Here is a 24343-nt window from a genome sequence, read left to right on the forward strand (position 1 = left end):
TTGCTCCCGATCTGCAGACGGTTTAAGCCTTCAGGGACATAATGCAGCCAAACCAATGCAAATCGGCCTCGACGATGGAGATGGGGAGCGGTACATCGTTTGACGCCTCGGGGATCCAGCCCAGCCAGAACGCCAAGATTGAAGTCATCGGTGTTGGGGGTGGGGGCAGCAATGCCGTCAACCGGATGATCCTCAGTGATCTGGAGGGTGTTGCCTATCGCGTGCTCAACACCGATGCCCAAGCCCTGATTCAATCTCAGGCACAGCATCGTCTCCAACTCGGGCAAACCCTCACACGAGGACTTGGTGCTGGGGGTAACCCCACCATCGGTCAGAAGGCCGCCGAAGAGTCCCGCACAGACCTCCACGACGCCCTTCAAGGTTCGGATCTGGTGTTCATCGCTGCGGGAATGGGTGGTGGAACCGGAACGGGTGCCGCCCCCGTTGTCGCGGAGGTTGCCCGTGAGGTCGGAGCCCTCACCGTGGGAATCGTGACCAAACCCTTTGGTTTTGAAGGCCGCCGCCGCATGCGCCAGGCCGATGAAGGAATCGCCCGCTTGGCGGAGCACGTGGACACCTTGATTGTGATTCCCAACGATCGTTTGCGGGAAGCGATCGCCCCCGCTCCGCTTCAGGAGGCCTTTCGAAGTGCCGATGACGTGCTTCGGATGGGTGTGAAAGGCATCAGCGACATCATCACGTGCCCCGGATTGGTGAACGTCGACTTCGCCGACGTGCGTTCCGTGATGACGGAAGCAGGAACAGCATTGCTCGGCATCGGCATTGGATCCGGCCGCTCAAGGGCGGTTGAGGCCGCTCAAGCGGCTATCAGCAGCCCATTGCTGGAAACCGAGCGAATCGACGGTGCCAAGGGCTGTGTGATCAACATCAGCGGCGGCCGTGACATGACCCTCGAGGACATGACCACCGCCTCTGAAGTGATCTACGACGTGGTGGACCCAGAGGCCAACATCATTGTTGGTGCTGTGGTGGATGAAGCCCTGGAAGGCGAAATCCACGTCACCGTGATCGCCACGGGATTTGATCAAGGTCAGCAATACCGCCGAGACCGCAGCAGTGCCAGCGGACTTCTGGTTCAGCCGCTACGGCGCGAGATTGATGAGAACGGCGCTCGGATCCCCGAATTTCTACGGCAACGCCAGCAACAGACCAACGATCCCACTTGAGGGAATTGGGTGACCCGGAATCCACGCCTGCTCTGAGCATCCCGTGTGGCTGCTACCTTCCGGTCCTGACCAGATTTGGGCGTCCGAGCCGCATGGCCCGAGTCCCCTTGATGCTAGCAATGAGCACTGTGGCTTCCAGAGCCCGTGCGTCCAGCTGATCTGATCCGACAGAAGCAGAACGGTCGAACGATCACGATCCTCACCGCCTGGGACAGTCTCTCTGCAGCCCTGGTGGAAGCCGCAGGCGCGGATGCTGTTCTGGTGGGTGACTCCCTGGCGATGGTGGCCCTCGGACATGCCACCACCCTGCCGGTAACTCTGGATCAGATGCGGCACCACACCCTTGCGGTCAGCCGCGGATTCGCCGCAGCTCCCTCCAAGCAACCGCTGTTGATCTGCGACCTTCCCTTCCTCAGCTACCAATGCGGGGCAGACCTCGCCGTTCAGGCCGCCGGAACGCTGTTGAAGGAAACACCCGCTGCCGCCGTCAAGCTCGAGGGAGCCGAGGCTGAGGTCCTGGCCGTGATCGACCGGCTGGTGCGGATGGGGATTCCAGTCATGGGCCATCTGGGACTGACGCCGCAGGCGGTGCATCGTCTCGGCTACCGGCGGCAAGCCGAAGATCCGGTGAGTCAGGAACGGCTGCTCAACCAGGCGATTGCCCTTGAGCAGGCTGGTTGCTTCGCGCTTGTGCTCGAGCATGTCCCCTCGGCGTTGGCGGGAGAGGTGCGACGACGACTCCTGATCCCTGTGATCGGCATCGGTGCTGGAGACGACTGCGATGGCCAGATCCGCGTCACCGCGGACCTGCTGGGCCTAACGGAGCAGCAACCACCCTTCAGCCCGGCCCTGATTCCCGGGCAGCAGCTGTTTGTGGAGGCGCTGCGGTCGTGGATTTCTGCACAGACTCCCACCACAACACCACCTCCAGCAGCACCCGATTGCTGAGGGCCATCCCCTCCGGATCCCTGAGTTGCCATCGACCGGAGCACTTCTGCAGCAGTCCCTGCTCCAGAAACGGTCGCCAGCGCTCCTCCAAAGCCTGACCATCGCGACCTGTCAGAACAACACCTTCACGACGACGCAGTCCGACGAGCAACAGTTCATCGAGAGGCATGCCAGTGCCAACGTTGAGCGGTGGAGGTGCCTCCAGCCAGCGGCGATACGCCTCCCGGGTTCGGGGGCGCGCTAGCCGTTCCCCCCTGACAGCTGAGGTGGCCCCCATACCGAAGCCCCACCAGCCGGCACCACTCCAGTACACGCGGTTGTGGCGGGAGGCATGGCCGGGACGGGCATGGTTGGAGATCTCGTAGCGGCTCAATCCAGCTGCGGCAAGCCGTGCACTGGTGTGGGCCATCAAGCGCACCGCCAGCTCTTCCTCCGGCAGGTCCAGCTCCGCCCGCTCAGCCCTGCGGGCAAACACCGTGCCTGGCTCAACGGACAGGTCATAGACCGACAGATGCGGGGCCTGACTGCCGATGGCCTGGTCCAGCTGGTCGTCCCAGTGCTCAAAGCTTTGTCCCGGCAGGTTCTGGATCAGATCAAGACTCCAGCTCTGCAGATCTCCGTCCTGATGGGCCGCATGCATCCAGCGGCAGGTCTCCAACAGATCAGCCCGTCGATGACGCCGGCCGAGGTCGATCAGAACGGCATCATCAAAACTCTGGCCACCCAAGCTGATGCGATTCACACCGGCAGCGAGCACTGCCATGAGTTGGTCCTGATCAAAGCTGGCGGGATCCATCTCAAGGGTGATTTCCGCACCCGGCTGCAGGCCGAACTGTCGACGCAGGGCTGCCAACAGTTCGGCGATCTGATCCGCTGTCAGCAGGGAGGGAGTGCCACCACCGATGTAGACCGTCGACAACGGCGGACCGCTCGCGGCGGAAGCGATCTCGCGGTGAAGCAACCGCAGGTAATCCTCAATGGAGCGACTGCCGGGGCCCTCCCTTGCGTCCACGCGATCCCCCAGCGGCACAACAGCGAAATCGCAGTAGTAACAGCGTCGATGGCAAAAAGGAATGTGGAGATAGGCGCTGCGGGGCGGTGGTGGATAGGGCATGCTGCGAACGTTCGACCTGAGCTGCCACGACCTGAGCCCATGGTGGATCTGCTCATCCTGCTTCTGTTCGTGGGGTCCGGCGCTGCCGCCGGATGGCTGGGCATTCATCTGCTGCCGGAACAGCTGGTCAACCCGAACACGGATGCTGAGCAACTGCGCCTGATCCTGACCGCGGCCGGGGGAGCAGCGGGCCTGTTGGCCGGGCTCGTGTTCAAGCGGTTGCGGGTCCGGTTGATGCAGCAGGTGCGGACCATGCCGACGGACCTGCTGGTCAGTCGTGCAGTTGGACTCATCTTGGGCCTGCTGGTCGCCAACCTCCTGCTGCTGCCGGTGCTGCTGCTGCCGTTTGCCGGCGGCGTTGTCTTGCTGAAGCCATTGCTGGCGGTGGTGAGCAATGTGTTCTTCGGAATCCTGGGCAGCAACCTGGCCGAGGTCCACGGACGCACCCTGCTGCGCCTGCTCAATCCAGCCAGCACCGAAGCCCTGCTGGTGGCGGACGGGGTGCTGACCCCAGCGACCGCAAAAATCCTCGATACCAGCGTCATCATCGACGGCCGGATCCGAGGAATGCTCGCCTGCGGATTGCTGGAAGGTCAGGTGATCGTGGCGGAAACGGTGATCAGCGAGATGCAGCAGCTCTCCGACTCCACCAACATTGAAAAGCGCGCCAAGGGCCGTCGCGGCCTGAAATTGCTGAAGGATCTGCGCGAGACCTATGGCCGGCGACTGGTGATCAACAGCACGCGGTACGACGGCAACGGCACGGACGATCGCCTGTTGCAACTGGCGGATGACACCGGTGGAACCCTGGTGACCGCTGACTTCAATCTGGCTCAGGTGGCCAGTGTCAAGAACCTCAAGGTGATGAACCTGAGTGAACTGGTGATCGCCCTGCGACCGGAGGTCCAGCCTGGCGATGAGCTCAATCTCAAGATCGTTCGCGAGGGCAAGGAGGAGAGCCAGGGAGTGGGCTATCTGGACGACGGCACGATGGTGGTGGTCAACGACGCCAAGCCATTGATCGGCCAACGAAAGCCTGTCGTCGTCACTGGAGCCCTGCAAACCCCAACCGGACGGATGGTTTTCGCCCGTCTCGGGAGCGGCACGACAGCCGCCGGTTCCAGGGTTAAGAGCAAGGGCAAACCGTCCAAAGCGAACAACCCCAAGGCCGAAGACCCCCGCTAGGCTCCTGCCACACGAGTCGAGACGCGGTAGATGACGACATCAGCTCCTTATTACGGCGACAGCGCTGTGATGCGGACTCCCCCCCCGGATCTTCCCTCGCTGCTGCTCAAAGAGCGGATTGTGTACCTGGGGTTGCCCCTGTTCTCTGACGACGACGCCAAGCGTCAAATGGGCATCGACGTGACCGAGCTGATCATTGCCCAGCTTCTCTTTCTGGAATTCGACAATCCCGAGAAACCCATTTATTTCTATATCAATTCAACTGGAACCAGCTGGTACTCAGGTGATGCCATCGGCTTCGAAACAGAAGCTTTCGCCATCTGCGACACCCTTCGCTACGTCAAGCCGCCGGTTCACACCATCTGCATCGGCCAGGCCATGGGCACCGCAGCCGTGATTCTTTCCGCTGGCACCAAGGGGCAGCGTGCAGCACTCCCCCACTCCTCGATCGTTCTGCATCAGCCCCGCAGCGGTGCTCAGGGTCAGGCAACGGATATTCAGATCCGTGCGAAGGAGGTTCTGCACAACAAGCAGGCCATGCTTGAAATTCTCTCCACCAACACAGGGCGTTCAGTTAACGAGCTGAGCAAGGATTCCGACCGGATGAGCTACCTGACCCCGGATCAGGCGGTGGAATACGGCCTGATCGACCGCGTGCTGAGCAGCCGCAAGGAGCTGCCGAACAGCCCCGCCATCTGAATCCCCCATCCTCGTTTTTCACTCGTTTCTCTCATCTCTGAGCCATGCCGATCGGTACTCCCAGCGTTCCCTACCGCCTCCCTGGCAGCCAGATGGAGCGCTGGGTTGACATCTACACCCGTCTGGGGGTGGAACGGATCCTGTTCCTCGGTTCCGAAGTGAATGACGGCATCGCCAACAGCCTTGTGGCCCAGATGCTCTACCTCGATTCGGAAGACAGCAGCAAGCCGATCTACCTGTACATCAATTCTCCAGGCGGCTCAGTCACAGCCGGCCTGGCCATCTACGACACCATCCAATATGTGAAGAGCGAGGTGGTGACCATCTGCGTGGGCCTGGCCGCCTCCATGGGCGCTTTCCTGCTGGCAGCCGGAACCAAAGGCAAGCGAGTGGCGCTTCCCCACAGCCGGATCATGATTCACCAGCCGCTGGGGGGCACCAGTCGCCGTCAGGCCAGCGACATCGAAATTGAAGCCCGTGAAATTCTGCGGATGAAGGAGATGCTCAATCGCTCGCTCTCCGACATGAGCGGCCAGAGCTTTGAAAAGATCGAGAAGGACACAGACCGCGATTACTTCCTCAGTGCCGAGGAAGCCAAGGACTACGGCCTGATCGATCGGGTGATCTCCCACCCCAACGAAGCCTGACCCTCGGGACGGCCACTGCGTAAGCTCGTGCATCGCACAGCTCCGCACGCCCGCCCCGGATGGCCCAGCTCTTTTACGACTCCGACGCCGATCTCGGTCTGCTGAATGGCAAGACCATGGCCATTATTGGCTACGGCTCCCAGGGCCATGCCCACGCCCTGAACCTGAAGGACAGTGGCGTGAACGTGGTGGTTGGCCTCTACGACGGCAGCCGCTCCGCAGACAAGGCCAAAGCCGATGGCTTAGAGGTCCTCAGCGTGGCCAATGCATGCTCCAAAGCCGACTGGGTGATGGTGCTGCTGCCGGATGAGTTCCAGAAGGACGTCTACGAGAAGGAGATCGCTCCTCACCTCACGTCTGGCAAGGTGTTGAGTTTCGCCCATGGTTTCAACATCCGCTTCGAGCTGATCAAGCCCCCCGCCGATGTGGATGTAGTGATGATCGCCCCCAAGGGTCCTGGTCACACCGTGCGCTGGGAGTACCAGAACGGCCAGGGTGTGCCTGCGCTGTTCGCGATCGAGCAGGATGCTTCCGGTCAGGCACGTGGCCTTGCCATGGCCTACGCCAAGGGAATCGGCGGCACCCGTGCCGGCATTCTCGAAACCAACTTCAAGGAAGAAACCGAAACCGATCTGTTCGGTGAACAGGCGGTGCTCTGCGGCGGTCTGTCCGAGCTGGTGAAGGCTGGTTTCGAGACCCTGGTGGAGGCGGGTTACCAGCCTGAACTCGCTTACTTCGAGTGCCTCCATGAGGTGAAGCTGATCGTGGATCTGATGGTGAAAGGTGGTCTCACCTCGATGCGTGACTCCATCTCCAACACTGCGGAATACGGCGATTACGTCAGCGGGCCCCGGCTGATCACTGCCGACACCAAGGCGGAGATGAAGCGGGTTCTGGCTGACATCCAGGACGGCACCTTTGCCAAGAACTTCGTGGCCGAATGTGAGGCCGGCAAGCCGGAGATGAAGAAGGTGCGCGACCGCGACTCCCAACACCCGATCGAAAAGGTGGGCAAGGGCCTGCGTTCGATGTTCAGCTGGCTGAAGGACGCCTGAAGCCATGGCGCTCCAGCCCGGAGTTCTGGCGGTTGCCGCCGCCACCGGGCTGGATTGGTTCGTGGGAGACCCCCGCTGGATGCTGCATCCAGTGGTGGTGATGGGCTGGTGGATCCAGACCTTGCGTCGTGGATTGGAGTCGTTGGCGAGGGACGACCCCTGGAAACTTCGGCTCAGCGGTGGACTCATCACCGTGGTTCTGGTGGTCAGCAGTGGTCTGCTGGGCTGGGCAATCGAATGGGTCTGCCGCACGGCCGGTCCGATCGGCTGGCCTGTTCTGGTAGTTGCCCTGGCCAGTGCCCTGGCGGGTCGCAGCCTTTACGAGAGCGTCATGGCAGTGCTTCAGGCCCTGCCGGAACAAGCCACCGATGAACCCACGCTGGCCCGGCAAAAACTGAGTTGGATTGTGGGCCGTGATGTGAGCGAGCTGGAGCGAGGGGGCATCCTGCGGGCCTGTGCGGAAACCGCTTCCGAAAACGCGGTCGATGGATTATTCGCGCCTCTGTTCTGGATGGCTGCAGGCTGCTTGCTGTGGCGCCTGAACCCCGCGGCGCCAGGCCCCCTGGCACTGGCCTGGATGTTCAAAGCATCCAGCACCCTCGATTCCATGCTCGGTTACCGCACAGGCCGGCTGCGTTGGCTCGGGACTGCAGGTGCGCGGCTGGATGATCTGCTCACCTGGCTGCCCTGCCGTGTGGTGATGGTCAGCCTGCCGCTGGTGAGCGCCCCCTGGCATCGCTGGTCTGCGTTAGTGCAAGCAGCGGAACAGGACGGAGCCCCGGATCCCTCCCCCAACGCCGGGCGTTCGGAGGCGATCTATGCCCATTGCGCTGGGGTGCGCCTCGGCGGCCGCAATCGTTACGGAGCAACCTGGGTCGAGAAACCCTTGCTGGCGGCCGATCAGCCGGAACCCGACCGCCAAGCCATCGAAACAATCCTCAAGCTGACGATCCGCCTGGAGCTGCTCTGGATCGTTCTTCTTGGACTGACTCAGTAAGCGCCGCGGTCCATCGGCAACAGCAGCACCCCAAAGGTGCGCAGGATGATGGCCAGATCCAGGTTGAAGGAGCGTCCCCTGGCGTAGGCGAGATCCAGCTTGACGCGTTTTTTGTAGCTGAGGTTGTTGCGGCCGCTCACCTGCCAGAGCCCAGTGAGTCCCGGACGGACGGAGGCCACTTCGTCCATGTAGGCGCCGTAGCGCTGCAGTTCCTTGTCCACGATCGGCCTAGGACCCACCACGCTCATCTGACCGCGCAGCACATTGAGGAATTGAGGAAGCTCATCCAGGCTGGAACGGCGCAGAAAACGCCCGATGGTGGTGATGCGTGGGTCACGCTTCAGCTTGAAGTCGCGTTCGTACTCGGCACGCAGCGCCGGATCGTTCTCCAGCACCTTGGCCAGAACAGCATCCGCATCCGGACGCATCGTGCGGAACTTGATGCAGCCGAAACGCTGATAACCGCGTCCGACGCGTCGCTGCACATAAAAGACAGGACCAGGGGAGCTCAGCTTGACCAATAGGGCCAACAAAAGCAGGACGGGTGATCCAAGACCCAGAACAGCCAGAGAGAACAGGATGTCGCCGCTGCGTTTCAGCCCCCGTCCCATGCGGCTCTGCTGACGGATCAGCGTCCCGGCTGGCAACCGCGAGGGAGGTGAGGAGATCACCGCCAGATGCGGCTTGTAAGAGCTTCGACCGATGGCCAGCCCGGCAGCCTGTCGCAAGGAAGGGCGGGAGGCCGTGATCAAAGGCTCATCTTGCGTCTCGGCATACTCAACGTCACAGCTGCAGGGCTGGCATCCCAGCAGGGTCACTCGCTGCAACGGCACAGCGGCTCTGATGGGCGGTCCAGGCCTGCCGGAGGGTTGCCTCAAACCGGGCCTTGAAGGCTTCAGGTCGAAACCGTTCGGCCCACTGCCGGATCGCAGCGGCATCCAGCTGCCGCCAGATCCGCTTCTGCTCGAACCAGCTCACCGCCTCCACCAGCGACCTGACGCTCTGCTGCGGGAACAGTACACCCGTGGCCTGCTCGAGACCGGTCGTGGCGCAGCGCACCGTATCCAGCAGGCCACCACGGCCGAGTCCGATCACCGGGGCTCCTGCTGCCATCGCCTCAACCGGGGCGATACCGAAATCCTCCAGCCCCGCATACACAAACGCCCGACAGGAGGACATCAGCGCTTCCACCTGCTCTTGGCTTTGGCGCCCCAGCAGGGTGACCGTGGGACCCGCCAAGGCTTCCAGGCGCTGTCGCTCAGGTCCGTCACCCACCACCACCAACGGCATACCCAGACGATTGAAAGCTTCCACCACCAGATCCACCCGCTTGTACGGCACCAACCGGCAGAGGCAGAGATAAATGTCGTCGCGCGGGGCATCCCAGCGGAAGCGCTCCACGGCAACCGGTGGGTGCAACACCTGGGCCTGACATCCCCAAAACTTCTGGATGCGCCGGGCGGTGAAGCGGGAATTCGCCAGCAGGTGATCGACCCGCTTGGCGCTGAGCTGGTCCCACTGGCGCAGGGCATGCAGCTGCCAGCGGATCAGAGGACCGACCCCCCGCCGCGCCAATGCAGATCGGCTGAGGTATGCGTGCATCTGATCCCAGGCGTATCGCACAGGCGTGTGCACATAGCTGAGATGCAGCTGATCCGGAGCCGTCAGCACACCTTTGGCCACAAGATGACTGCTGCTGATCACCAGCTCGGCATCACCCAGGTCGATCTGCTCAATCGCCAGGGGCAGCAGCGGCAGATATTGCTGCACATGGCTGATGCCCCAGGGCAACTGCTGGATCGGGCTGGTGCGGATGTTGCGCCCGGACAACCAGCTACCCGACCGTGATGACTCTCCATCAACCAGCGCCGCCAGTTGCGGCGTGCGATCGAGTTCGCACAACAAAGCATCGATCGCCTGCACCACCAGCTCAGCCCCGCCTGTGGATCGCGGTGTGAACCATTCGTGGGCCAGGGCGATGCGCTGGGGGAGATCCTCCTTTGCTGGAGCCATCGCGCCACTCAACCCCGAACGCAACGAAGTCTCTCAGCCCGTTGCGGCACCTGCATCTGGTGACGATGCTTGCGACATGTCCAGCACGAACACCACCATCAACCTCCTGCTCGAGGAGGCTCTGAATGAACCGGACATCGGCACCACGAATCGGTTCCGGTGGCATGCCACGGCCGTGGGCATCGCAGCGCTGTGGACTGATGACACAGCCCCGACAACACCTCCCTTCGACGACGCCCTGCAGGAGGGACTCAAGGTGGGACTTGACCTCAGTCGCGAAGAACGGGAGTTCCACCAGGTGCAACAGGGCCTGGTGCTGCTGTTTCACTCCTGATCAAAACGGAGAGGGTGGGATTCGAACCCACGAGGGTTTGACCCCTACACGATTTCGAGTCGTGCGCAATCAACCGGACTCTGCCACCTCTCCATACGCCAAATTGGCGTGAGTTAACTCTAAAGGCCGACCTCCATTCCGCCTTCCTTCAACCAGCGTCGCTCGGTGCGATTGGGCTGAAATCCAAGCCAGGTGCCATCGACATTGGCGGAGCTGCCTTGATCCTGCAGCGCCCAGAGGGCCTGGGGCCGGGGCAGCAGGCGCCAGCGCTGATCACCAATCGCAGCAGCATTGCCTGGCCGCGATCCGAAAGCAGCTCCACGGACAGCCCATCACTGAGGAGGCGCTGACCAACGACAAGACCGTCGCGCCCCTGATGCAGTGCCACCACGCGATGCCCCAGACCCTGCCAACAGGCCATCGCCTCAGTGGCCACGGGATCCAACAGCATCACCCAGTCCAGCCGTTGATGGCCATGGACATCCGCCAGGCGGCGGGCCATCCGGCAACTGCTGACATCAGCTGAGGTACTGACGAGTGCGCCACGGCCCTGATGGCGGGCCAGCAGCAAGTGCTGCCGGCTTCGCTGAACCGCCACCACACCATCTGCCAGCTGAACGCATCCCTGCACCCCCACAGCCAACAGCGTGAGCAGCAACCCCATCGGCCGCCAGCGCCCCCAGCCAGTCAACAGCCATGGCAGCAAGCCGAGCACCAGCAACGCCACAACCATGGGCTGAGGATGGCCAGTGACTGATCCAGCTCACCAGAGCAATCAACAGTGCAGCCAACTGCGCCACGGGCCAGGCCAGCAGCGGCAGTGCCGCCGCCGGCAACAGCAGCGATGCCAAAGCCAGACCCATGGCCGAGAGGGTCAACGGGGCCAGCAGTGGAGCCGCCAACAGGTTGGCCAGCAAGGCATAGAGGGGAGCAGAGCCGAAGTGCAGCAGCTGCAGCGGCAAGGTCCAGGACATCGCCGCGAGGGGAACAGCCAGGGCTGGTGCCAACCAGCCGAGCCGCGTCGGCAAGCACTCCGCCCACCACCGCTCCAGGCCAGGGCCCGTGAGGATCAAGCCCGTTGTGGCGGCAGCGCTGAGCTGAAAACCGATCGAGCGAGCCCAGGCGGGATGCACCAGCAGCATCAGGCTGAGGGTGAGCAGCAACACCCCGAAGCCACGGCTGCGCTCACCGGACTCCCGGATCAGCAGCGCCGTGGCCCCCATCAACACCGCCCGCACCACCGATGGTTGCGCCCCGGCGCAGAGCAGAAAGATCAACAAAGCCAAGGCCGCCAGGGCCAGTCGCAGGGAACGCCCCAGGCAGCGCCCCACCGCCAGCGCAGCACCCAGCAGCACAGAGAGGTGGAAGCCTGACGCCGCCAGGGCATGGGACAACCCAGCCACCCGAAAGGCCTGGCGCAGTTCATCGGGAAGCTGCACCTGGGCGCTCCCCAGCACTAGCGCCGCCAGCAACCCGCCTCGCTCTGGTCCAGCCGCGGCCTGAAGACGATCAGCAACCTGCCGCCGCAGATCGGCGATAGGGGTCCAGGGCCGGTTGAGCACCTCGATGCTCGTGGCCCGAAGCTGGCTCCAACTGCCCCGGGCCGCCAAGCGTTCCGCCGGACCAGGCAGCAGGGGGTGGACACCAGCAGCGGGGCGTTTCAGCGGCCCGCGCACCCGAACCCGCCAACCTTGGCGGGGCGGATCCGGACAAGGGCGGAGCTGAAGCTCCGTGCGTCCGTCACGACGAACCGCGTCGATCCACTCCACCGCCACCAGAGCGGAGCAGGCGTCATCAAACCGTCGGGCATCCGCCAGCAGCCGACCGGTCAGCTGCACGTCGGAGCAGTTCTGCTGGATCGAGTGGGATGGATCAGACGCTTGCGGCAGAGGAGCCCCCCAGAACAGCCCCCGCAGTAGCAAGGCCAGGCAGAGCAGCAGGGCGCAGGACTGAACAGAGGGGAATCGGGGCAGGAGTCATCAGGCCGCTGACGGAAGTGTTCCCCCCTCCAGCAGCGGGAATCCCAGCGCTTCACGCTCCGCCAGCCAGGTTTCCGCCACCTTGCGGGCCAGGGTGCGAATCCGACCGATGGTGGCGGTGCGTTCGGTGACCGAGATCACGCCGCGGGCTTCCAACAGGTTGAAGGTGTGGCTGCACTTGAGCACGAAATCCAGTGCTGGAGCCGGCAGCTTCTTCTCGATCAGGTCAGAGGCCTCGGCCTCATAGATGGCGAACAGCTGCTTCAGCCGCTCGGGATCGGAGCCCTCGAAGTTGAAGTGGCACTGCCCCTTTTCAAAAGGCAGCCAGATGTCGCCGTAGTTGCGCTCAGGGTTCCAGCTCAGATCCCAGATGCTCTCCACGTCCTGGAGGTACATGGCCAGACGCTCGAGGCCGTAGGTGATTTCGATCGACACCGGTTTGCAGTCGATCCCGCCGCATTGCTGGAAATAGGTGAACTGGGTCACCTCCATTCCGTCCAGCCACACCTCCCAGCCCACACCCCAGGCGCCGAGGGTGGGGGATTCCCAGTTGTCCTCCACAAAGCGGATGTCGTGGTCGGCTGCCTTGATGCCCAGGGCTTCCAGAGAGGCGAGGTAGGTCTCCTGGATGCCGTCCGGGGAGGGCTTGATCAGCACCTGGAACTGGAAGTAATGCTGAGCCCGGTTGGGGTTATCGCCATAGCGGCCATCGGTGGGCCTGCGGCAGGGCTCCGGATAGGCCACGGCCCATGGTTCCGGACCGATCGCCCGCAGCACCGTATGGGGGCTCATGGTGCCGGCCCCTTTCTCGGTGTCGTAGGGCTGCAGCAGCAGGCATCCCTGATCCGCCCAGAAGCGCTGCAAAGTCGAGATGATGTCCTGAAAATGCACTGCGAAGCGAAGGTGCCTTGGGGTTGATTCTGCCTAGGGAGTCAGCCCCCCTGCCCCATCGACCTGGCCAGCCCGTTCGTGCCAACTGGCCGAGCTGCCTGAGACGGGAGGAACGGCTGTCGAACTCGGGGATCCGCCACATCCGCTCCCGACCGGCGAACTGGCCAATGATGTTGATGCTGCGGCGACGCACCACTGGATCGCGGCGTGGGGTAACGCTGTGGACAGCACCGCGGGTGTTGAGGAACAGCACAAAGCAATTGCGCCGGTACGGCAACGAGTGCAACGGCATGCGCAGTTTTGGCGCCAGCTGCCGGCCGATGGCCTTGTCCATCCGGCGGATCGGCTGATCAAGCCGATGCAGGGTGAACTCACCACCGGATGCCTGATCTCGAGGTGAACGCATGTAGAGGAGCCCCGCATAGATCTCCTTGGGGTTGTCCACATGGGGCGGCTGATTGGTGGACGCCCCGCCGATGGGCTCGTTCAGCACGAACTGACAGTCGGTGACGAGATCCGATGGGCCACCCATCCGCCTTGGTGCCACCGAACCGGCAAGCAACCGCTGCAAGCCTCTCGGTCCGAGACAGAGCAGCAGTTGGGGCTCAAACAGACGCACCACCGCCTGCAAGTACTCGGCACTGGTGTGAAACCGCAGGAAGTCCTCCCAGATGGGAGGGAGATCGCTCCAGGCCAGTGCTTCTGGGGTTTTCAGACGTCGGGTGGGGCTGCCGCCATCCATCCGCTGGACCCGGCCCAGGATCTGCTCTTCAGGGAAGGTCGCCTCCAGTTCTGAATAGATCGCCTCCGGCAGCGCCGCTTCGGTGAAGACGTGGTGATAAGGGTGGTCTTCAACCCGTTGGATCGACTGGAGGCAACTGAGCCGCTCCATCACCAGAGGGATGCAAACGACCCGAGCCTGGCAGACCTCAGCTCTTCAAAGCCAGACAGCGGTGCAGGTGAGCAATGGCGTGATGGCGATGGGGGTTGCTGCCGTTCGGTCCGATCAACCCGAGCCAAAAACTGCCATCGCCCTGGAACACGAGCACCGGCTTGGCGCCGCCCTTGCCGTGGGATTCCAGCAAGGACATGCAGAGCTTTTCGGCCACTTCATGGCCCTTGGGTCGCTGGCGCAGGCGCCGGAGCAGGGGATCCACCTGCGAAAAGGAGACAAAGCTGGCGCGCGCTGAATCGGTCACCAGGATCAGTCCATCCAACCACTGCACCTCCTGAAGCAACTCCTCAATCGTGGGAAGCAGCGTCGGGAGCGGGAAAGCCACTGCAGACCCCTTCTTAAACTTGTCTTTAGCTTTACAACACCAATCGCCTGTGTCGCAAGCGACGCAACACAAGCTTCACCGTTGCAACAGCAGCATTCCCATCTGGCCCGCCACCAGGGTGTGATGACTGGCCTCTGCAAATCCCGCCTCCAGGGCCAGACGCTCCTGAGCCGTGCCATCGGGGAACCCTTTCAAGCTCTCCTCCAGATAGGCGTATTCCTCCTTGAGACCAGCCGCAGACGCCACCGGCACCACAAGCCTACGCAGATAAAAGCGCTGGAAGTCCGCGGCAGGCCCCGCCGTCGCCAGGCGATTGAAATCGAGCACACCAGCGCGGCGACCTGGTTTTAGCAGACGGGCCATCTCCTTCAGTCCCGCCGCTGGATCCGCGAGGTTGCGCAGGCCATAGGCCATCACGATCCCATCGGCCGAGGCGTCCGGCAGCCCCGTGGACAGGGCATCCCCCTGCTGGAACACAACATTCAGCCAGGGCTGACGGCTTTGGCGTTGACGGGCGAGCTCCAGCGGTGCTGCCGCGGCATCCAGACCCAGCACTGAGCCACCGGGCCGAACGCGGCGGGCCAGCTCAAGGGCGAGATCCCCCGTCCCGCAGCAGAGATCGAGCCAGGTCTCTCCAGCTGCGGGGCTGAGCAAGCACTGCAACTGGCGCTTCCACTGGCGATGCAGCCCAAGGCTCAGCAGGTCATTGAGTTGGTCGTAACGGGATGCGACCGAATCGAACAGCTGCTCAACCGCAGCGGGGTCACCTGGTTTCACGGACGAATCGACAGACCTCGCGCCAGCAGATCCTGCTTGATCTCCTCGACCGTGAGAACACCGTCATGCAACAGGGAAGCCAGCAGGGCAGCGGAGGCATGGCCACCGTCCGGTCCTGTCTCCAGGGCCTGGGCGATGTGGTCCATGCAACCGGCACCACCGGAGGCGATCACCGGCACCGGCACTGCATCCGCCACTGCACGGGTCAGGGCAAGGTCGTAGCCCGCCTGGGTGCCATCGCCATCCATGGAGGTCAGCAGGATTTCGCCAGCACCGAGCTCCGCCACCCGTCGCGCCCAATCCACGGCATCCAGACCGGTGTTCTCGCGCCCACCCTTCACAAAAACGTCCCAGGCATCCACATCCCGCCTGCGGGCATCGATCGCCACAACGATGCACTGACAGCCAAAACGCTCAGCCCCCTCACGCACCAACTCAGGACGTCGCACGGCTGAGGAGTTCAAGCTCACCTTGTCGGCCCCGGCCCTCAGCAGATCGGTGATGCCCTCCACCGTGGAGATCCCGCCACCCACGGTGAAAGGTATTGTGACCGATTCAGCGGTGCGACGCACCATGTCGATCAAGGTGCCACGCCCTTCGTGGCTGGCCGCGATGTCGAGAAACACCAGCTCGTCCGCCCCAGCGCCGCTGTAGCGACAGGCCAGTTCCACAGGATCACCGGCATCCCGCAGACCGACGAAGTTGACGCCCTTCACCACCCGTCCGCGGGCGACATCCAGGCAGGGAATCAAGCGGAGAGCAACCATCGGAACGGCGCAAAAGCGACTGTTAGGGTTGCGCCACTATTCAAGCCTTGCAGGCCATGTCCCAGGCTGCGTCGATCAACATCGGCTCCAAGATCCGCGTCACCCGTGTGCGTGATCGGATTCCTCAAAGCCTGGTGGACCTGCTCAAAGCTGACGCCAGCGGTACGGTGAAGGAATTCCGCACCGTGGACGGCAAGGGCATCGGTGTGGTGGTGGAACTAAGCGATGGCTCCACCAACTGGTTTTTCGAAGACGAAATCGCAGCTGCCTGAGGACATTCCCTGTGAGCGACGCACGTCAGCTGCTGGGCATGAAAGGTGCCTCCGGCACCACCAACATCTGGAAGCTGCGGCTGCAGCTGATGAAACCGGTCACCTGGATTCCCTTGATCTGGGGTGTGATCTGTGGTGCCGCGGCTAGTGGCAACTACCAGTGGAAGCTGGACCACGTGCTGGCGGCATTTGCCTGCATGTTGATGAGCGGCCCCCTGCTTGCGGGCTTCACCCAGACCATCAACGATTACTACGACCGCGACATCGACGCGATCAATGAGCCCTATCGGCCGATACCTTCCGGTGCCATTCCTTTGGGACAAGTCAAGCTGCAGATCTGGCTGCTGCTGATCGCTGGCTTGGCGTTGTCCTACGGCCTTGACCTCTGGGCCGACCACAGCACTCCGGTGGTGTTCCTGCTGGCCCTGGGGGGATCTTTTGTCAGTTACATCTATTCAGCTCCACCGCTGAAGCTGAAGCAGAACGGTTGGCTGGGAAACTACGCCCTTGGAGCCAGCTACATCGCACTGCCTTGGTGGGCTGGCCAGGCCCTGTTCGGTCAACTGACTTGGAGTACGGCTCTTCTGACCCTTGCCTACAGCCTCGCCGGCCTGGGCATTGCCGTGGTGAATGATTTCAAGAGCGTTGAGGGGGACCGGGAACTGGGGCTTCAGTCGCTCCCCGTTGTGTTCGGGATCAAAACGGCCAGTTGGATCAGCGCCGGAATGATCGACATCTTCCAGCTGGCCATGGTTGCCGTTCTCATTGCCATCGGTCAGCATTTCGCTGCTGTTCTGCTGGTGCTGTTGATCGTGCCCCAGATCACCTTCCAGGACATCTGGCTGCTGCGGGACCCCGTGGAATTTGACGTCAAATACCAAGCCAGCGCTCAACCCTTTCTCGTGCTCGGCATGCTGGTGACGGCGCTGGCCGTGGGCCACAGTCCACTCACTCAGCTGATGTGAACCGCTCCCGTCTGCATTGGGCCCTCATCGCCGCAGCTGCAGCGGGTGTAGGCGTCGGTGCTGCTCTCGGAACTCGGGCGCTGACCAAGCTGATCGACACGGCTCTGCCTGATGCCCGCGGCATCGCCAACTTCAATCGCCCAGGAACCATCACGCTGCTCTCCACGCGGGGGCGCATCATCCAGAAACTGGGGCCAGCCACCCGGGACAAGCTGGAGCCGGGCTCCATGCCCCTGCTGGTTCAACAGGCTTTTATCGCCGCCGAAGACCGGCGCTTCTTTGACCACGACGGGGTCGATGGTTGGGGAATTGCCCGCGCGGTGGTCACCAACGTCCGACAGGGATCGGTGCGGGAAGGCGCCAGCACCATCACCCAGCAGCTGGCCCGTACGGTCTTTCTCAGCCAGGACCGCACCATCATTCGAAAACTCAAGGAAGCAGCTCTGGCCCTGAAGCTGGAACGTCAGCTGAGCAAGCAGCAGATCCTTGAGCAGTACCTCAACTTTGTGTATCTCGGATCCGGTGCCTATGGCGTGGCGGACGCCGCCTGGAACTACTTCTCCAAAACACCAGATCAGCTCACGCTGCCGGAAGCCGCTCTCATCGCTGGACTTCCCCCGGCACCATCAGTGTACTCGCCTCTGGTGAATCCAGAGCTGGCGCGGCAGCAACGATCGATCGTGCTGGAGCGGATGCGTCAGGAGGGTTTCATCACCAGCACCGCGGCCTCAGCGGCCAGAAACTCTCCGCTCAATCTGAAGCCGGCCACACCGAAATACTTCAACAGCGCAGCACCGTTCTTCACCAGCTGGGTGGCCCAGGAGCTCCCCAAAATCGTTACCCAGGAACAGCTGGAAGTGGGCGGACTCAAGGTGCGCACCAGCCTCAACCTCGACTGGCAAAAGAAGGCCCAGCAGGTCATCCTTGGGCATGCCCCCTTCGACACCGAGGGGGCTCTGGTCTCCATACAACCGGGCACCGGTCTCGTTCGCGCCATGGTGGGCGGGAAGAGCTACGTCGCGAGCCAGTTCAATCGCGCCACCCAGGCCCTTCGATCGCCGGGGTCCACCTTCAAGCTCTTCCCCTACGCGGCAGCCATCAACCGGGGCATCAAACCGGAGGACATCTTTTTGGATACGCCACGTTGTTGGCGGGGTTACTGCCCAAAGAACTTCGGCGCCAAATATTTCGGACCGGTCTCCCTCGCAGATGCTCTGAAGAACTCACTGAACACGGTTGCCGTCCAATTGCAGGACAAGGTGGGCTTCGACGCCATCATCGAGACCGCCAATGGCTTTGATATCGGCACGACCCGTCCGCTTGGCAAGTACTACCCGATGGCGATCGGGGCCTACGAACAGACGGTGCTGGAGATGGCCGCGGCCTATGCCGGTGTGACGAACCGCGGGGTATTTGTGCAACCGACACCGTTCGAAGAAATCCGCGGTCCCAAGGATGAATTGATCTGGAGCCGTCGCATTGATGGCGATCGCGGCCGTCGCGCTCTGGACAGTGATGTCGCTGATGCCATGAACTGGATGCTTCAACGGGTCGTGACCGGTGGTACGGGCATCGCCGCCAAGCTGGACAACCGAGCTGTGGCGGGCAAGACGGGAACCTCCGAAGGTGCCCGCGATCTCTGGTTTATCGGATCAATCCCGCAGCTCACCACAGCTGTGTGGTTCGGCTACGACAACAACAAAGAAACAAAGAGCAACAGCGGGGAAGCCGCTTGGACCTGGAAGCAATTCATGGTTCAGATCGAGGACGAGTTTCCTCAGCAGCCGTTCCCGGCAAAACCCGTTCTGAAACGTCCGTTCAAGCCGCCAGGCAAAGCCAAACCGAAGAAAACAGACAAAAAAATCCCTTACCGCGGCTACGACTACGCGCCAAAGCCCGTTTACACAGCCCCACGCTGGGAACCCGATCCATCGATGGCTCCTGCGCCTGTCCCTCTCCCTGCCCCGGTCCCTTACACCCAGCCACTTTTTGAGCAAAGTCCAGGCCCTACAGCTCAACCCGAACCACCGGGTGAGCCTCCTGCTGAGGTGAACGGCCGGCGCAACTGGCTCAAACCGCAGATTCAACGGCGCTGAAGAACCGCGGCATAGAAACCATCACCACCGCTTTCAGCATCGGGCCAGCGCTGGGTTTCATCGAGCAAGTTGAGCTCAGGGTGATGCTTCAGTAGCCACCGGACCTGAGACGTGTTCTCCGCTGGGTGGATCGTGCAGGTGGCATATACAAGGGTTCCGGTCTCGGCCAGCAACGGCAGTAGCCCCTCCAACAGCGCCCTCTGGAGGGGCAAGAGACCTTCTATCGCAGAGGGGGTCATCCGCCAACGCGCATCAGGATGCCGGGCCAAAGTGCCAAGCCCAGAACAGGGGGCATCGATCAGGATCCGCTGGAAACGGCCGCGCCACTCGGGACGATCCTTCAAGAGCTGCTCGGCATCCGCTGCCAGGGCCTGAATCGAACCATGGCCAAGCCGGGCAGCATTGGCCGCCACCCGTTTCAAGCGACCGGCCGAACGGTCCACAGCCCAGATCTCAGCCTGATCCATTACCAGCTCTGCCAGATGGGTTGTCTTCCCCCCCGGGGCAGCACAGGCATCCAGGATGCGATCACCGGGCAGTGCAGCCAGCAGCGGTGCCACCCACTGCGCTGCCCGATCCTGAACACACCAATGGCCGTCGTCGTAGCCGGGCCAGCTGCGCAGGTCACCCTTGTGACCCTCCACCTGCAAGCCCTGGGGACAACCATCGATGGGATGACTGCTGATCCCGGCACTTTCCATGGCAGCCATCACCTCCTCCCTCGATGCCCGCAAGGGATTTACCCTCAGATCAAGGGAGGGCACCTGATTGCAGGCGGCCGCCACGGCGGCGGCACCCTCTGCCCCTCGCCACTGCAGCAGCAGCGGCGGTAACCAGTCCGGCAATGAATGCTCAAGGGCGAGAGCGGCAGCCCAGTCGGTGGGTATGTCCAACAACTGGCCAGACTCCTGAGCCCGCAGAGCGGAGCGCAGCATGCCGTTGACCACAGGAGCCAGACGGGCCAGACCAACAGCCTTCGCCAGATCCACGGTGGTGTTCACCGCAGCGGAGGCGGGAATGCGCTCCATCCAGAGCAGCTGATAGAGCCCCACGTGCAGCAGCCAGCGCAGCTTGGGCGGTTGTTTCGACGCCGGAATCTTGCCCAGCCGGTCCAGCCAGGCATCCAGGGGGCGACGCCGGCGGATCGCTCCATAGGCCAGTTCCGTGGCCAGGCCCCGATCGGCTCCAAACAGGGGACGCTCCCGCAAGGCCCGTTCCAGAGCAACATCGGCATAGGCACCTGCTGCCACCGCCTGCAGCACCTCCCAGGCGAGCCTGCGTGGAGCCAGTCCTTTGGTTTGCGGCTGCGTCAATCCAGTCAACCCTCAGGATCCAGACATAGCGTCCGGCCGCCACAGCCGTTCCTTCAACGGCAAACGACCCTCCTCATCCACAGGAACCCCTTCCGCCAGCAGCATCTCCCGCTGGATCCAGTCGCTGCCCTCGCGGCTGAGGCTCATCGATATACGCCCCTGGGCATTCACCACCCGATGCCAGGGCACGTTTGAGGGCAACGACAGACGACGCAAAGCCCACCCCACCTGCCGGGCACAGCCATAGGCACCGATCAGATCCGCGATCTGCCCGTAGGTGGCGAGCTGTCCAGATGGGATGCGCGACACCATCAGCCACACGCGCTGATCAAAAGAGCGCTCCACCGAACCAAGCAGCCGCAGCGTTCTTCGCCAAAGTAAGCCGAAACGTACGAACGTTAATGTCTCAAAATTCCGTGACTGAGCTCACCACGACGGTGTTGCGCAAGTCGAAAGGCCGCAAGCTTCAAGACGGCGATCGACTCCTGGTGCATTACCAGGGCGAGCTGCTGAACGGTGAGCAATTTGATGCGAGTTTCGACTTCAGCAGTTTTGAACCCGAAGAAGGCCGCACCCCCTTCGACTTCGTTCTCGGAGCGGGGCAAGTGATCCAGGGCTGGGATCAGGGGCTGAACGGTCAGAAGCTCGGTGAGGTTGTGGAGCTCAAGATCCCCTCGGAGCTTGCCTATGGGGAGCAAGCCATTGGCGACACCATCCCCTCGAACAGCCCTTTGATTTTCACCGTTGAGGTGCTGGCGGTGCTTCCCGGTGGCGAAGCCGTTCCGATCTATCTCGATTTCAAGGACATCGGGATCAAAACCAAGAAGCTCGGTCTGACGGACGAGCTCCTGGCAACAGTCCAGTTCACCCAGACAGGCTTGGACCTCAATGATGAACTGAACGGACGAGATCAAGCTGATCTGCTCATCGGACTTAAAGGCAAGGACACCCTTCACGGCGGCCTGGGCGCCGATGTGCTGATCGGCGGCAAAGGCAAGGACCGTTTCCTTTACACCGCCCTGGAGGACTCGTTGGTGAATGAGGAAGGGCGCGATCACATCCTTGATTTCGGCAAGAAGGACAAGATCAATTTGCAAGCCCTTGCTGATGAGCTGCAGTTCATCAAAAAGGGCAAGTTCTCAGGAACGGCCGGCGAAGTACGGTTTGCCAAGGAAACCCTTTCCCTTGACATCGATGGCGACCAGTCGGCAGAGTTTGTCGTTGCATTGCCTGGGGTTGAGAAGCTGAAGGGATCCCATTTGCTCCTCTGACGACTCAACTCAGATATGCCCCTTCTGCCCAGACGGTTTGAACGGCTGAAATCCGTTTTGAACCATCGCATGGCAGATCTGACGGTGCTGCTCGAGCATGTGGAGAAGCCCCACAACCTCTCCGCCATCCTGCGCAGTTGCGATGCGGTTGGTGCTCTTGAAGCTCACATCGTCAGCCTGCAGGGACGACCGCGCACCTTCAACAGCACCGCCCAGGGCAGTCAGAAATGGGTGCCCCTTAACGACCATCCAGACATCGAGACCGCAATCAGCAAACTCAAAAAAGAGGGATTTCGGATCTACGGCACCCACTTGGGGGTTGAAGCGAAGGACTACCGGGATTGTGACTTCACCGCTCCCACTGCCTTCGTACTGGGGGCGGAGAAATGGGGCCTGACCGATCGAGCCCGGGATCTGATGGATGAGGCACTGTTCATCCCGATGCGGGGCATGGTGCAGTCCCTTAATGTTTCGGTCGCCACGGCCACCCTGCTGTTCGAAGCACTGCGACAGCGCCAGGCGGCCGGAACAGCGCCAACCCAGGGGGAGGGGTTGTCAGCAGATCACTACGCAAGGCTTCTGTTCGAGTGGGCCTATCCGCAAGTGGCCGCCTGGTGCCGAGAGCAGGGTCGTCCTTACCTGGAACTCAATGAAAAGGGAGAACTGCTGGAAGAGCTGCCCCGAACCGTGAAGTTGCGCTGCTGATATCCGCCCGCCCCCTTGCCGATGGAGGCGCTGCTGAGCCATAACCGAATCAGCGAATTGTCAGGAATGGACGACAAAGCAATGCACGACTACGCCGTGACCTACCACTGCGGCGAGGAATGGGGCGAGGAGATGCTGCAGTCCGTCGATCTCGGCCAGGCAGTGGAGGCAGCCCATGCCCTGTTCCCCAGCTCCTGCAGGATTTCCATCCGTGAGGTGAAGCCCCCCTCCTGCCGCTGAATCATCAGTCACTGAACCATCAGTGGCTTGATCGCGACGCCAAGGGCAAGCGCAGGGCCGCAACCAGAGCCACGCTTTCCAGCAGCAGGTTCTGGCTGACCAACACCACCACAACGATCAGCAGTGCTGCCAGGAACCGCTCCAGCAGTCCGATCACATCGTCAGGATTGTTGCGGCCTGACATCCACAGCATCACGGAGATCGCCAGGAACAACAGGCTGATCCACCAGGGCATGGCGTGAAAAATCGCTGCCGTCAGTTTGACGTCGGTCGGTTCTCCGCGCCGCTCACCCATGCCTCGATGCCTTCGCCCAGGAAGGACAATCCCAGCACCAGGATGAACATGGCCAACCCTGGGAACAGAGCGGTCCACCACACCCCGGTGGGCACGGCTGCCAGCGCCAGATTGAGGTCTCCACCCCATTCGGGCACGGTTTCCGGAAGCCCAAGGCCCAGAAAGCCCAGGCCCCCCAACACCAGCACAGCATCGGCTGCGTTGAGGGTGAGCAGCACAGGCACCGAGGTGATCACGTTGCGGAAGAGGTAGCGGCGCAGGATCCACAACGGCCCTGCCCCGAGGGTGCGGGCGGCTTCCACAAACAGCTCACTCTTCACCTGAGCCGTCTGGTTGCGCACCACCCGGAAGTACTGCGGCACATACACCACACAGAGGGCAGCAGCGGCATTGGGGATGCCCTTGCCCAGCAGAAAGGCCAAAACCACAGAGAGCAACAGCACCGGCAGGGTGTAGAGCGTGTCCATCAACAGCACCAGCACACGGTCCACAGCGCCGCCGATGTAGCCACTCACCATCCCAAGGGGAACACCCACCAGCAGGGCCAGACCCACCGCCAGCAGCACCACCTGCAGGGCCACGCCACTGCCGGCCATGGTGCGCATGCAGACATCGCGCCCCAGGCGATCCGTGCCGCACCAGTGCTCAAAGTTGGGGGGCACATAGATCGGATTGGCAAGGCCAGCATTGGCATCGGGCAACCAACTCAAGGCCACCAGCAACGGTGTGATCAGAGCGATGAGGCCATAAATGCCCACGATCACGAGCCCCCAACGGGCCATCCGTGTGGAAAGGCTGAGGCTCAAAACCAGGCTTCCAATCAATGGGTGCATCATCCCTCCAGGAACGGGGGAATGGGGGATGGACAACTCCGCGATCCTGGCGACGGCACCTGCTCGGCAGTCTTCAGGGGCAGCTACAACTGGCCACCTATCTCGCGGTCTCTATTGGATTCACAGGAGCTTCGGGGGTAGGCCTGTGGATCGGACAACGCAACCTGATCCAAAACGATGAGCGGGAGTTGCGTCGGAGCGCCGACTCCATCCAGATGTGTCTGGTGAAAGGGGAAGGCAATCCCAAGGTTGTGCAGCAGGAGCTGCTGCTGCACTCGAGCATGCGCACCAGCCTCTGGCTGGAGAAAACGGATGGCGTTCTGGTGCTGCCGGAGAGCGATCACCTGGCGATCTCCGATCGGGCCATCCGGGCCTCAATGGAGCTCAACCCTGAACGGGTGGTGGGACTTCAAAAGCTGGTGGACGTCGATGGACAGCAGCAAGAGAACAGCAATGCGTCACTTTGAAATTTATTGAAAG

Annotated in this window: 28 protein-coding genes, 1 tRNA gene and 1 other RNA gene; 15 read left to right on the top strand and 15 right to left on the bottom strand. The window is 62.3% G+C overall.

The window, feature by feature from the left end; all coding sequences use genetic code 11:
* Positions 1–74: 74 nt before the first annotated feature.
* Positions 75–1187 carry a cell division protein FtsZ gene (gene ftsZ, locus SynA1524_RS08180; RefSeq protein WP_186496733.1) on the top strand — a complete coding sequence of 371 codons (1113 nt, stop codon included), beginning with the start codon at positions 75–77 and terminating at the stop codon, positions 1185–1187.
* A gap of 7 nt (positions 1188–1194) precedes the next feature.
* Here the strand turns inward: ftsZ and ffs are convergent.
* Positions 1195–1292, bottom strand: an RNA gene (gene ffs / locus SynA1524_RS08185) — signal recognition particle sRNA small type.
* Positions 1293–1331: 39 nt separating this feature from the next.
* On the opposite strand from ffs, the gene panB reads away from it, so the two are divergent.
* On the top strand, positions 1332–2135 hold the full coding sequence (panB, locus tag SynA1524_RS08190; RefSeq protein ID WP_186496734.1) for a 3-methyl-2-oxobutanoate hydroxymethyltransferase: 804 nt from the start codon (positions 1332–1334) through the stop codon (positions 2133–2135).
* Here panB and hemW read toward each other — a convergent pair.
* The gene (gene hemW / locus SynA1524_RS08195) at positions 2026–3249 is read right to left on the bottom strand and encodes a radical SAM family heme chaperone HemW (protein WP_186496740.1); all 1224 of its coding nucleotides are present in this window, start codon (positions 3247–3249) and stop codon (positions 2026–2028) included. The genes panB and hemW overlap by 110 nt on opposite strands.
* Before the next feature lie 39 nt (positions 3250–3288).
* Here hemW and SynA1524_RS08200 point away from each other — a divergent pair, with 39 nt between their 5' ends.
* From SynA1524_RS08200 to cbiB, 5 genes are read left to right on the top strand one after another with little or no spacing between them, the layout of a single operon-like run.
* Complete coding sequence (locus SynA1524_RS08200) at positions 3289–4434, top strand: PIN/TRAM domain-containing protein (protein ID WP_186496741.1); 1146 nt, start codon at positions 3289–3291, stop codon at positions 4432–4434.
* 30 nt (positions 4435–4464) lie between these two features.
* Positions 4465–5133 carry an ATP-dependent Clp protease proteolytic subunit gene (locus SynA1524_RS08205; protein ID WP_186496742.1) on the top strand — a complete coding sequence of 223 codons (669 nt, stop codon included), beginning with the start codon at positions 4465–4467 and terminating at the stop codon, positions 5131–5133.
* Positions 5134–5177: 44 nt separating this feature from the next.
* Positions 5178–5780 carry an ATP-dependent Clp protease proteolytic subunit gene (locus SynA1524_RS08210; protein WP_049692312.1) on the top strand — a complete coding sequence of 201 codons (603 nt, stop codon included), beginning with the start codon at positions 5178–5180 and terminating at the stop codon, positions 5778–5780.
* Positions 5781–5839: 59 nt separating this feature from the next.
* Positions 5840–6835 (top strand): ketol-acid reductoisomerase, encoded by a 996-nt coding sequence (gene ilvC, locus SynA1524_RS08215; protein ID WP_186496743.1) that lies wholly within the window; start codon positions 5840–5842, stop codon positions 6833–6835.
* A gap of 4 nt (positions 6836–6839) precedes the next feature.
* Complete coding sequence (gene cbiB, locus SynA1524_RS08220; RefSeq protein WP_186496744.1) at positions 6840–7832, top strand: adenosylcobinamide-phosphate synthase CbiB; 993 nt, start codon at positions 6840–6842, stop codon at positions 7830–7832.
* On the opposite strand, the gene SynA1524_RS08225 is transcribed toward cbiB, so the two are convergent.
* On the bottom strand, positions 7826–8584 hold the full coding sequence (locus tag SynA1524_RS08225; protein ID WP_186496746.1) for an undecaprenyl-phosphate galactose phosphotransferase family protein: 759 nt from the start codon (positions 8582–8584) through the stop codon (positions 7826–7828). The two genes, cbiB and SynA1524_RS08225, sit on opposite strands and share 7 nt — an antisense overlap.
* 31 nt (positions 8585–8615) lie before the next feature.
* Complete coding sequence (locus tag SynA1524_RS08230; protein ID WP_186496748.1) at positions 8616–9845, bottom strand: glycosyltransferase; 1230 nt, start codon at positions 9843–9845, stop codon at positions 8616–8618.
* 76 nt (positions 9846–9921) lie between these two features.
* Here SynA1524_RS08230 and SynA1524_RS08235 point away from each other — a divergent pair, with 76 nt between their 5' ends.
* The gene (locus SynA1524_RS08235) at positions 9922–10179 is read left to right on the top strand and encodes a DUF8674 family protein (RefSeq protein WP_186496751.1); all 258 of its coding nucleotides are present in this window, start codon (positions 9922–9924) and stop codon (positions 10177–10179) included.
* Between the two features lie 6 nt (positions 10180–10185).
* Here the strand turns inward: SynA1524_RS08235 and SynA1524_RS08240 are convergent.
* The 7 genes from SynA1524_RS08240 to hisF all read right to left on the bottom strand — a co-directional run bounded on the left by SynA1524_RS08240 (position 10186) and on the right by hisF (position 15873).
* Positions 10186–10272 (bottom strand) — tRNA-Ser (locus SynA1524_RS08240).
* A gap of 55 nt (positions 10273–10327) precedes the next feature.
* Positions 10328–10681, bottom strand: a complete 354-nt coding sequence (locus tag SynA1524_RS13050) for a hypothetical protein (RefSeq protein WP_286188539.1) — start codon at positions 10679–10681, stop codon at positions 10328–10330.
* Positions 10682–10697: 16 nt separating this feature from the next.
* Positions 10698–12101, bottom strand: coding sequence for a ComEC/Rec2 family competence protein (locus SynA1524_RS08245; RefSeq protein ID WP_286188540.1), 1404 nt, complete (start codon positions 12099–12101; stop codon positions 10698–10700).
* 57 nt (positions 12102–12158) lie between these two features.
* Complete coding sequence (gene glyQ, locus SynA1524_RS08250; RefSeq protein WP_186496753.1) at positions 12159–13049, bottom strand: glycine--tRNA ligase subunit alpha; 891 nt, start codon at positions 13047–13049, stop codon at positions 12159–12161.
* A gap of 929 nt (positions 13050–13978) precedes the next feature.
* Positions 13979–14329 (bottom strand): hypothetical protein, encoded by a 351-nt coding sequence (locus tag SynA1524_RS08255; protein ID WP_186496755.1) that lies wholly within the window; start codon positions 14327–14329, stop codon positions 13979–13981.
* Between the two features lie 75 nt (positions 14330–14404).
* The gene (ubiE, locus tag SynA1524_RS08260) at positions 14405–15106 is read right to left on the bottom strand and encodes a bifunctional demethylmenaquinone methyltransferase/2-methoxy-6-polyprenyl-1,4-benzoquinol methylase UbiE (RefSeq protein WP_186496757.1); all 702 of its coding nucleotides are present in this window, start codon (positions 15104–15106) and stop codon (positions 14405–14407) included.
* Positions 15103–15873: an imidazole glycerol phosphate synthase subunit HisF gene (gene hisF, locus SynA1524_RS08265; RefSeq protein WP_186496759.1), complete on the bottom strand. Its 771-nt coding sequence runs from the start codon at positions 15871–15873 to the stop codon at positions 15103–15105. The genes ubiE and hisF overlap by 4 nt, the downstream gene beginning before the upstream one ends.
* Before the next feature lie 56 nt (positions 15874–15929).
* Between hisF and petP the strand changes: the two genes are divergently transcribed.
* From petP to SynA1524_RS08280, 3 genes are read left to right on the top strand one after another with little or no spacing between them, the layout of a single operon-like run.
* A complete protein-coding gene (gene petP / locus SynA1524_RS08270) occupies positions 15930–16145 on the top strand; it encodes a cytochrome b6f subunit PetP (protein WP_011128538.1) in 216 nt (71 codons plus the stop codon).
* A gap of 11 nt (positions 16146–16156) precedes the next feature.
* Complete coding sequence (gene chlG, locus SynA1524_RS08275) at positions 16157–17110, top strand: chlorophyll synthase ChlG (protein ID WP_186496760.1); 954 nt, start codon at positions 16157–16159, stop codon at positions 17108–17110.
* The gene (locus SynA1524_RS08280) at positions 17107–19206 is read left to right on the top strand and encodes a transglycosylase domain-containing protein (RefSeq protein WP_186496762.1); all 2100 of its coding nucleotides are present in this window, start codon (positions 17107–17109) and stop codon (positions 19204–19206) included. The genes chlG and SynA1524_RS08280 overlap by 4 nt, the downstream gene beginning before the upstream one ends.
* Here SynA1524_RS08280 and SynA1524_RS08285 read toward each other — a convergent pair.
* Positions 19194–20519 (bottom strand): 16S rRNA (cytosine(967)-C(5))-methyltransferase, encoded by a 1326-nt coding sequence (locus SynA1524_RS08285; protein WP_186496764.1) that lies wholly within the window; start codon positions 20517–20519, stop codon positions 19194–19196. The two genes, SynA1524_RS08280 and SynA1524_RS08285, sit on opposite strands and share 13 nt — an antisense overlap.
* Positions 20520–20531: 12 nt before the next feature.
* On the bottom strand, positions 20532–20864 hold the full coding sequence (locus tag SynA1524_RS08290) for an MGMT family protein (protein WP_286188541.1): 333 nt from the start codon (positions 20862–20864) through the stop codon (positions 20532–20534).
* Between the two features lie 71 nt (positions 20865–20935).
* On the opposite strand from SynA1524_RS08290, the gene SynA1524_RS08295 reads away from it, so the two are divergent.
* From SynA1524_RS08295 to SynA1524_RS08305, 3 genes are read left to right on the top strand one after another with little or no spacing between them, the layout of a single operon-like run.
* Positions 20936–21790 (top strand): FKBP-type peptidyl-prolyl cis-trans isomerase, encoded by an 855-nt coding sequence (locus tag SynA1524_RS08295; protein WP_186496767.1) that lies wholly within the window; start codon positions 20936–20938, stop codon positions 21788–21790.
* A gap of 15 nt (positions 21791–21805) precedes the next feature.
* Positions 21806–22495, top strand: coding sequence for a tRNA (guanosine(18)-2'-O)-methyltransferase TrmH (gene trmH, locus SynA1524_RS08300; protein WP_186496769.1), 690 nt, complete (start codon positions 21806–21808; stop codon positions 22493–22495).
* 21 nt (positions 22496–22516) lie between these two features.
* On the top strand, positions 22517–22735 hold the full coding sequence (locus SynA1524_RS08305) for a hypothetical protein (RefSeq protein WP_222930521.1): 219 nt from the start codon (positions 22517–22519) through the stop codon (positions 22733–22735).
* 19 nt (positions 22736–22754) lie between these two features.
* On the opposite strand, the gene SynA1524_RS08310 is transcribed toward SynA1524_RS08305, so the two are convergent.
* On the bottom strand, positions 22755–23030 hold the full coding sequence (locus SynA1524_RS08310; protein ID WP_353616553.1) for a hypothetical protein: 276 nt from the start codon (positions 23028–23030) through the stop codon (positions 22755–22757).
* Positions 22991–23863, bottom strand: coding sequence for an ABC transporter permease (locus SynA1524_RS08315; protein WP_186496771.1), 873 nt, complete (start codon positions 23861–23863; stop codon positions 22991–22993). The genes SynA1524_RS08310 and SynA1524_RS08315 overlap by 40 nt, the downstream gene beginning before the upstream one ends.
* On the opposite strand from SynA1524_RS08315, the gene SynA1524_RS08320 reads away from it, so the two are divergent.
* Complete coding sequence (locus SynA1524_RS08320) at positions 23854–24330, top strand: hypothetical protein (protein WP_186496773.1); 477 nt, start codon at positions 23854–23856, stop codon at positions 24328–24330. The two genes, SynA1524_RS08315 and SynA1524_RS08320, sit on opposite strands and share 10 nt — an antisense overlap.
* Positions 24331–24343 lie beyond the last annotated feature (13 nt).

The sequence above is a fragment of the Synechococcus sp. A15-24 genome (assembly GCF_014280195.1).
Taxonomy (GTDB): Bacteria; Cyanobacteriota; Cyanobacteriia; order PCC-6307; family Cyanobiaceae; genus Parasynechococcus.

What these genes read in the sequence shown, in the direction of transcription:
- SynA1524_RS08320 (WP_186496773.1), top strand. Translation starts at nt 23,854, where the DNA reads ATGGGTGCATCATCCCTCCAGGAACGGGGGAATGGGGGATGGACAACT.
- SynA1524_RS08230 (WP_186496748.1), bottom strand. Translation starts at nt 9,845, where the DNA reads ATGGCTCCAGCAAAGGAGGATCTCCCCCAGCGCATCGCCCTGGCCCAC.
- petP (WP_011128538.1), top strand. Translation starts at nt 15,930, where the DNA reads ATGTCCCAGGCTGCGTCGATCAACATCGGCTCCAAGATCCGCGTCACC.
- SynA1524_RS13050 (WP_286188539.1), bottom strand. Translation starts at nt 10,681, where the DNA reads ATGGCCCGCCGCCTGGCGGATGTCCATGGCCATCAACGGCTGGACTGG.
- hemW (WP_186496740.1), bottom strand. Translation starts at nt 3,249, where the DNA reads ATGCCCTATCCACCACCGCCCCGCAGCGCCTATCTCCACATTCCTTTT.
- SynA1524_RS08200 (WP_186496741.1), top strand. Translation starts at nt 3,289, where the DNA reads ATGGTGGATCTGCTCATCCTGCTTCTGTTCGTGGGGTCCGGCGCTGCC.
- SynA1524_RS08235 (WP_186496751.1), top strand. Translation starts at nt 9,922, where the DNA reads ATGTCCAGCACGAACACCACCATCAACCTCCTGCTCGAGGAGGCTCTG.
- hisF (WP_186496759.1), bottom strand. Translation starts at nt 15,873, where the DNA reads ATGGTTGCTCTCCGCTTGATTCCCTGCCTGGATGTCGCCCGCGGACGG.
- SynA1524_RS08310 (WP_353616553.1), bottom strand. Translation starts at nt 23,030, where the DNA reads ATGGGTGAGCGGCGCGGAGAACCGACCGACGTCAAACTGACGGCAGCG.
- SynA1524_RS08205 (WP_186496742.1), top strand. Translation starts at nt 4,465, where the DNA reads ATGACGACATCAGCTCCTTATTACGGCGACAGCGCTGTGATGCGGACT.
- cbiB (WP_186496744.1), top strand. Translation starts at nt 6,840, where the DNA reads ATGGCGCTCCAGCCCGGAGTTCTGGCGGTTGCCGCCGCCACCGGGCTG.
- ftsZ (WP_186496733.1), top strand. Translation starts at nt 75, where the DNA reads ATGGAGATGGGGAGCGGTACATCGTTTGACGCCTCGGGGATCCAGCCC.
- trmH (WP_186496769.1), top strand. Translation starts at nt 21,806, where the DNA reads ATGCCCCTTCTGCCCAGACGGTTTGAACGGCTGAAATCCGTTTTGAAC.
- ilvC (WP_186496743.1), top strand. Translation starts at nt 5,840, where the DNA reads ATGGCCCAGCTCTTTTACGACTCCGACGCCGATCTCGGTCTGCTGAAT.
- SynA1524_RS08210 (WP_049692312.1), top strand. Translation starts at nt 5,178, where the DNA reads ATGCCGATCGGTACTCCCAGCGTTCCCTACCGCCTCCCTGGCAGCCAG.
- SynA1524_RS08315 (WP_186496771.1), bottom strand. Translation starts at nt 23,863, where the DNA reads ATGCACCCATTGATTGGAAGCCTGGTTTTGAGCCTCAGCCTTTCCACA.
- SynA1524_RS08305 (WP_222930521.1), top strand. Translation starts at nt 22,517, where the DNA reads ATGGAGGCGCTGCTGAGCCATAACCGAATCAGCGAATTGTCAGGAATG.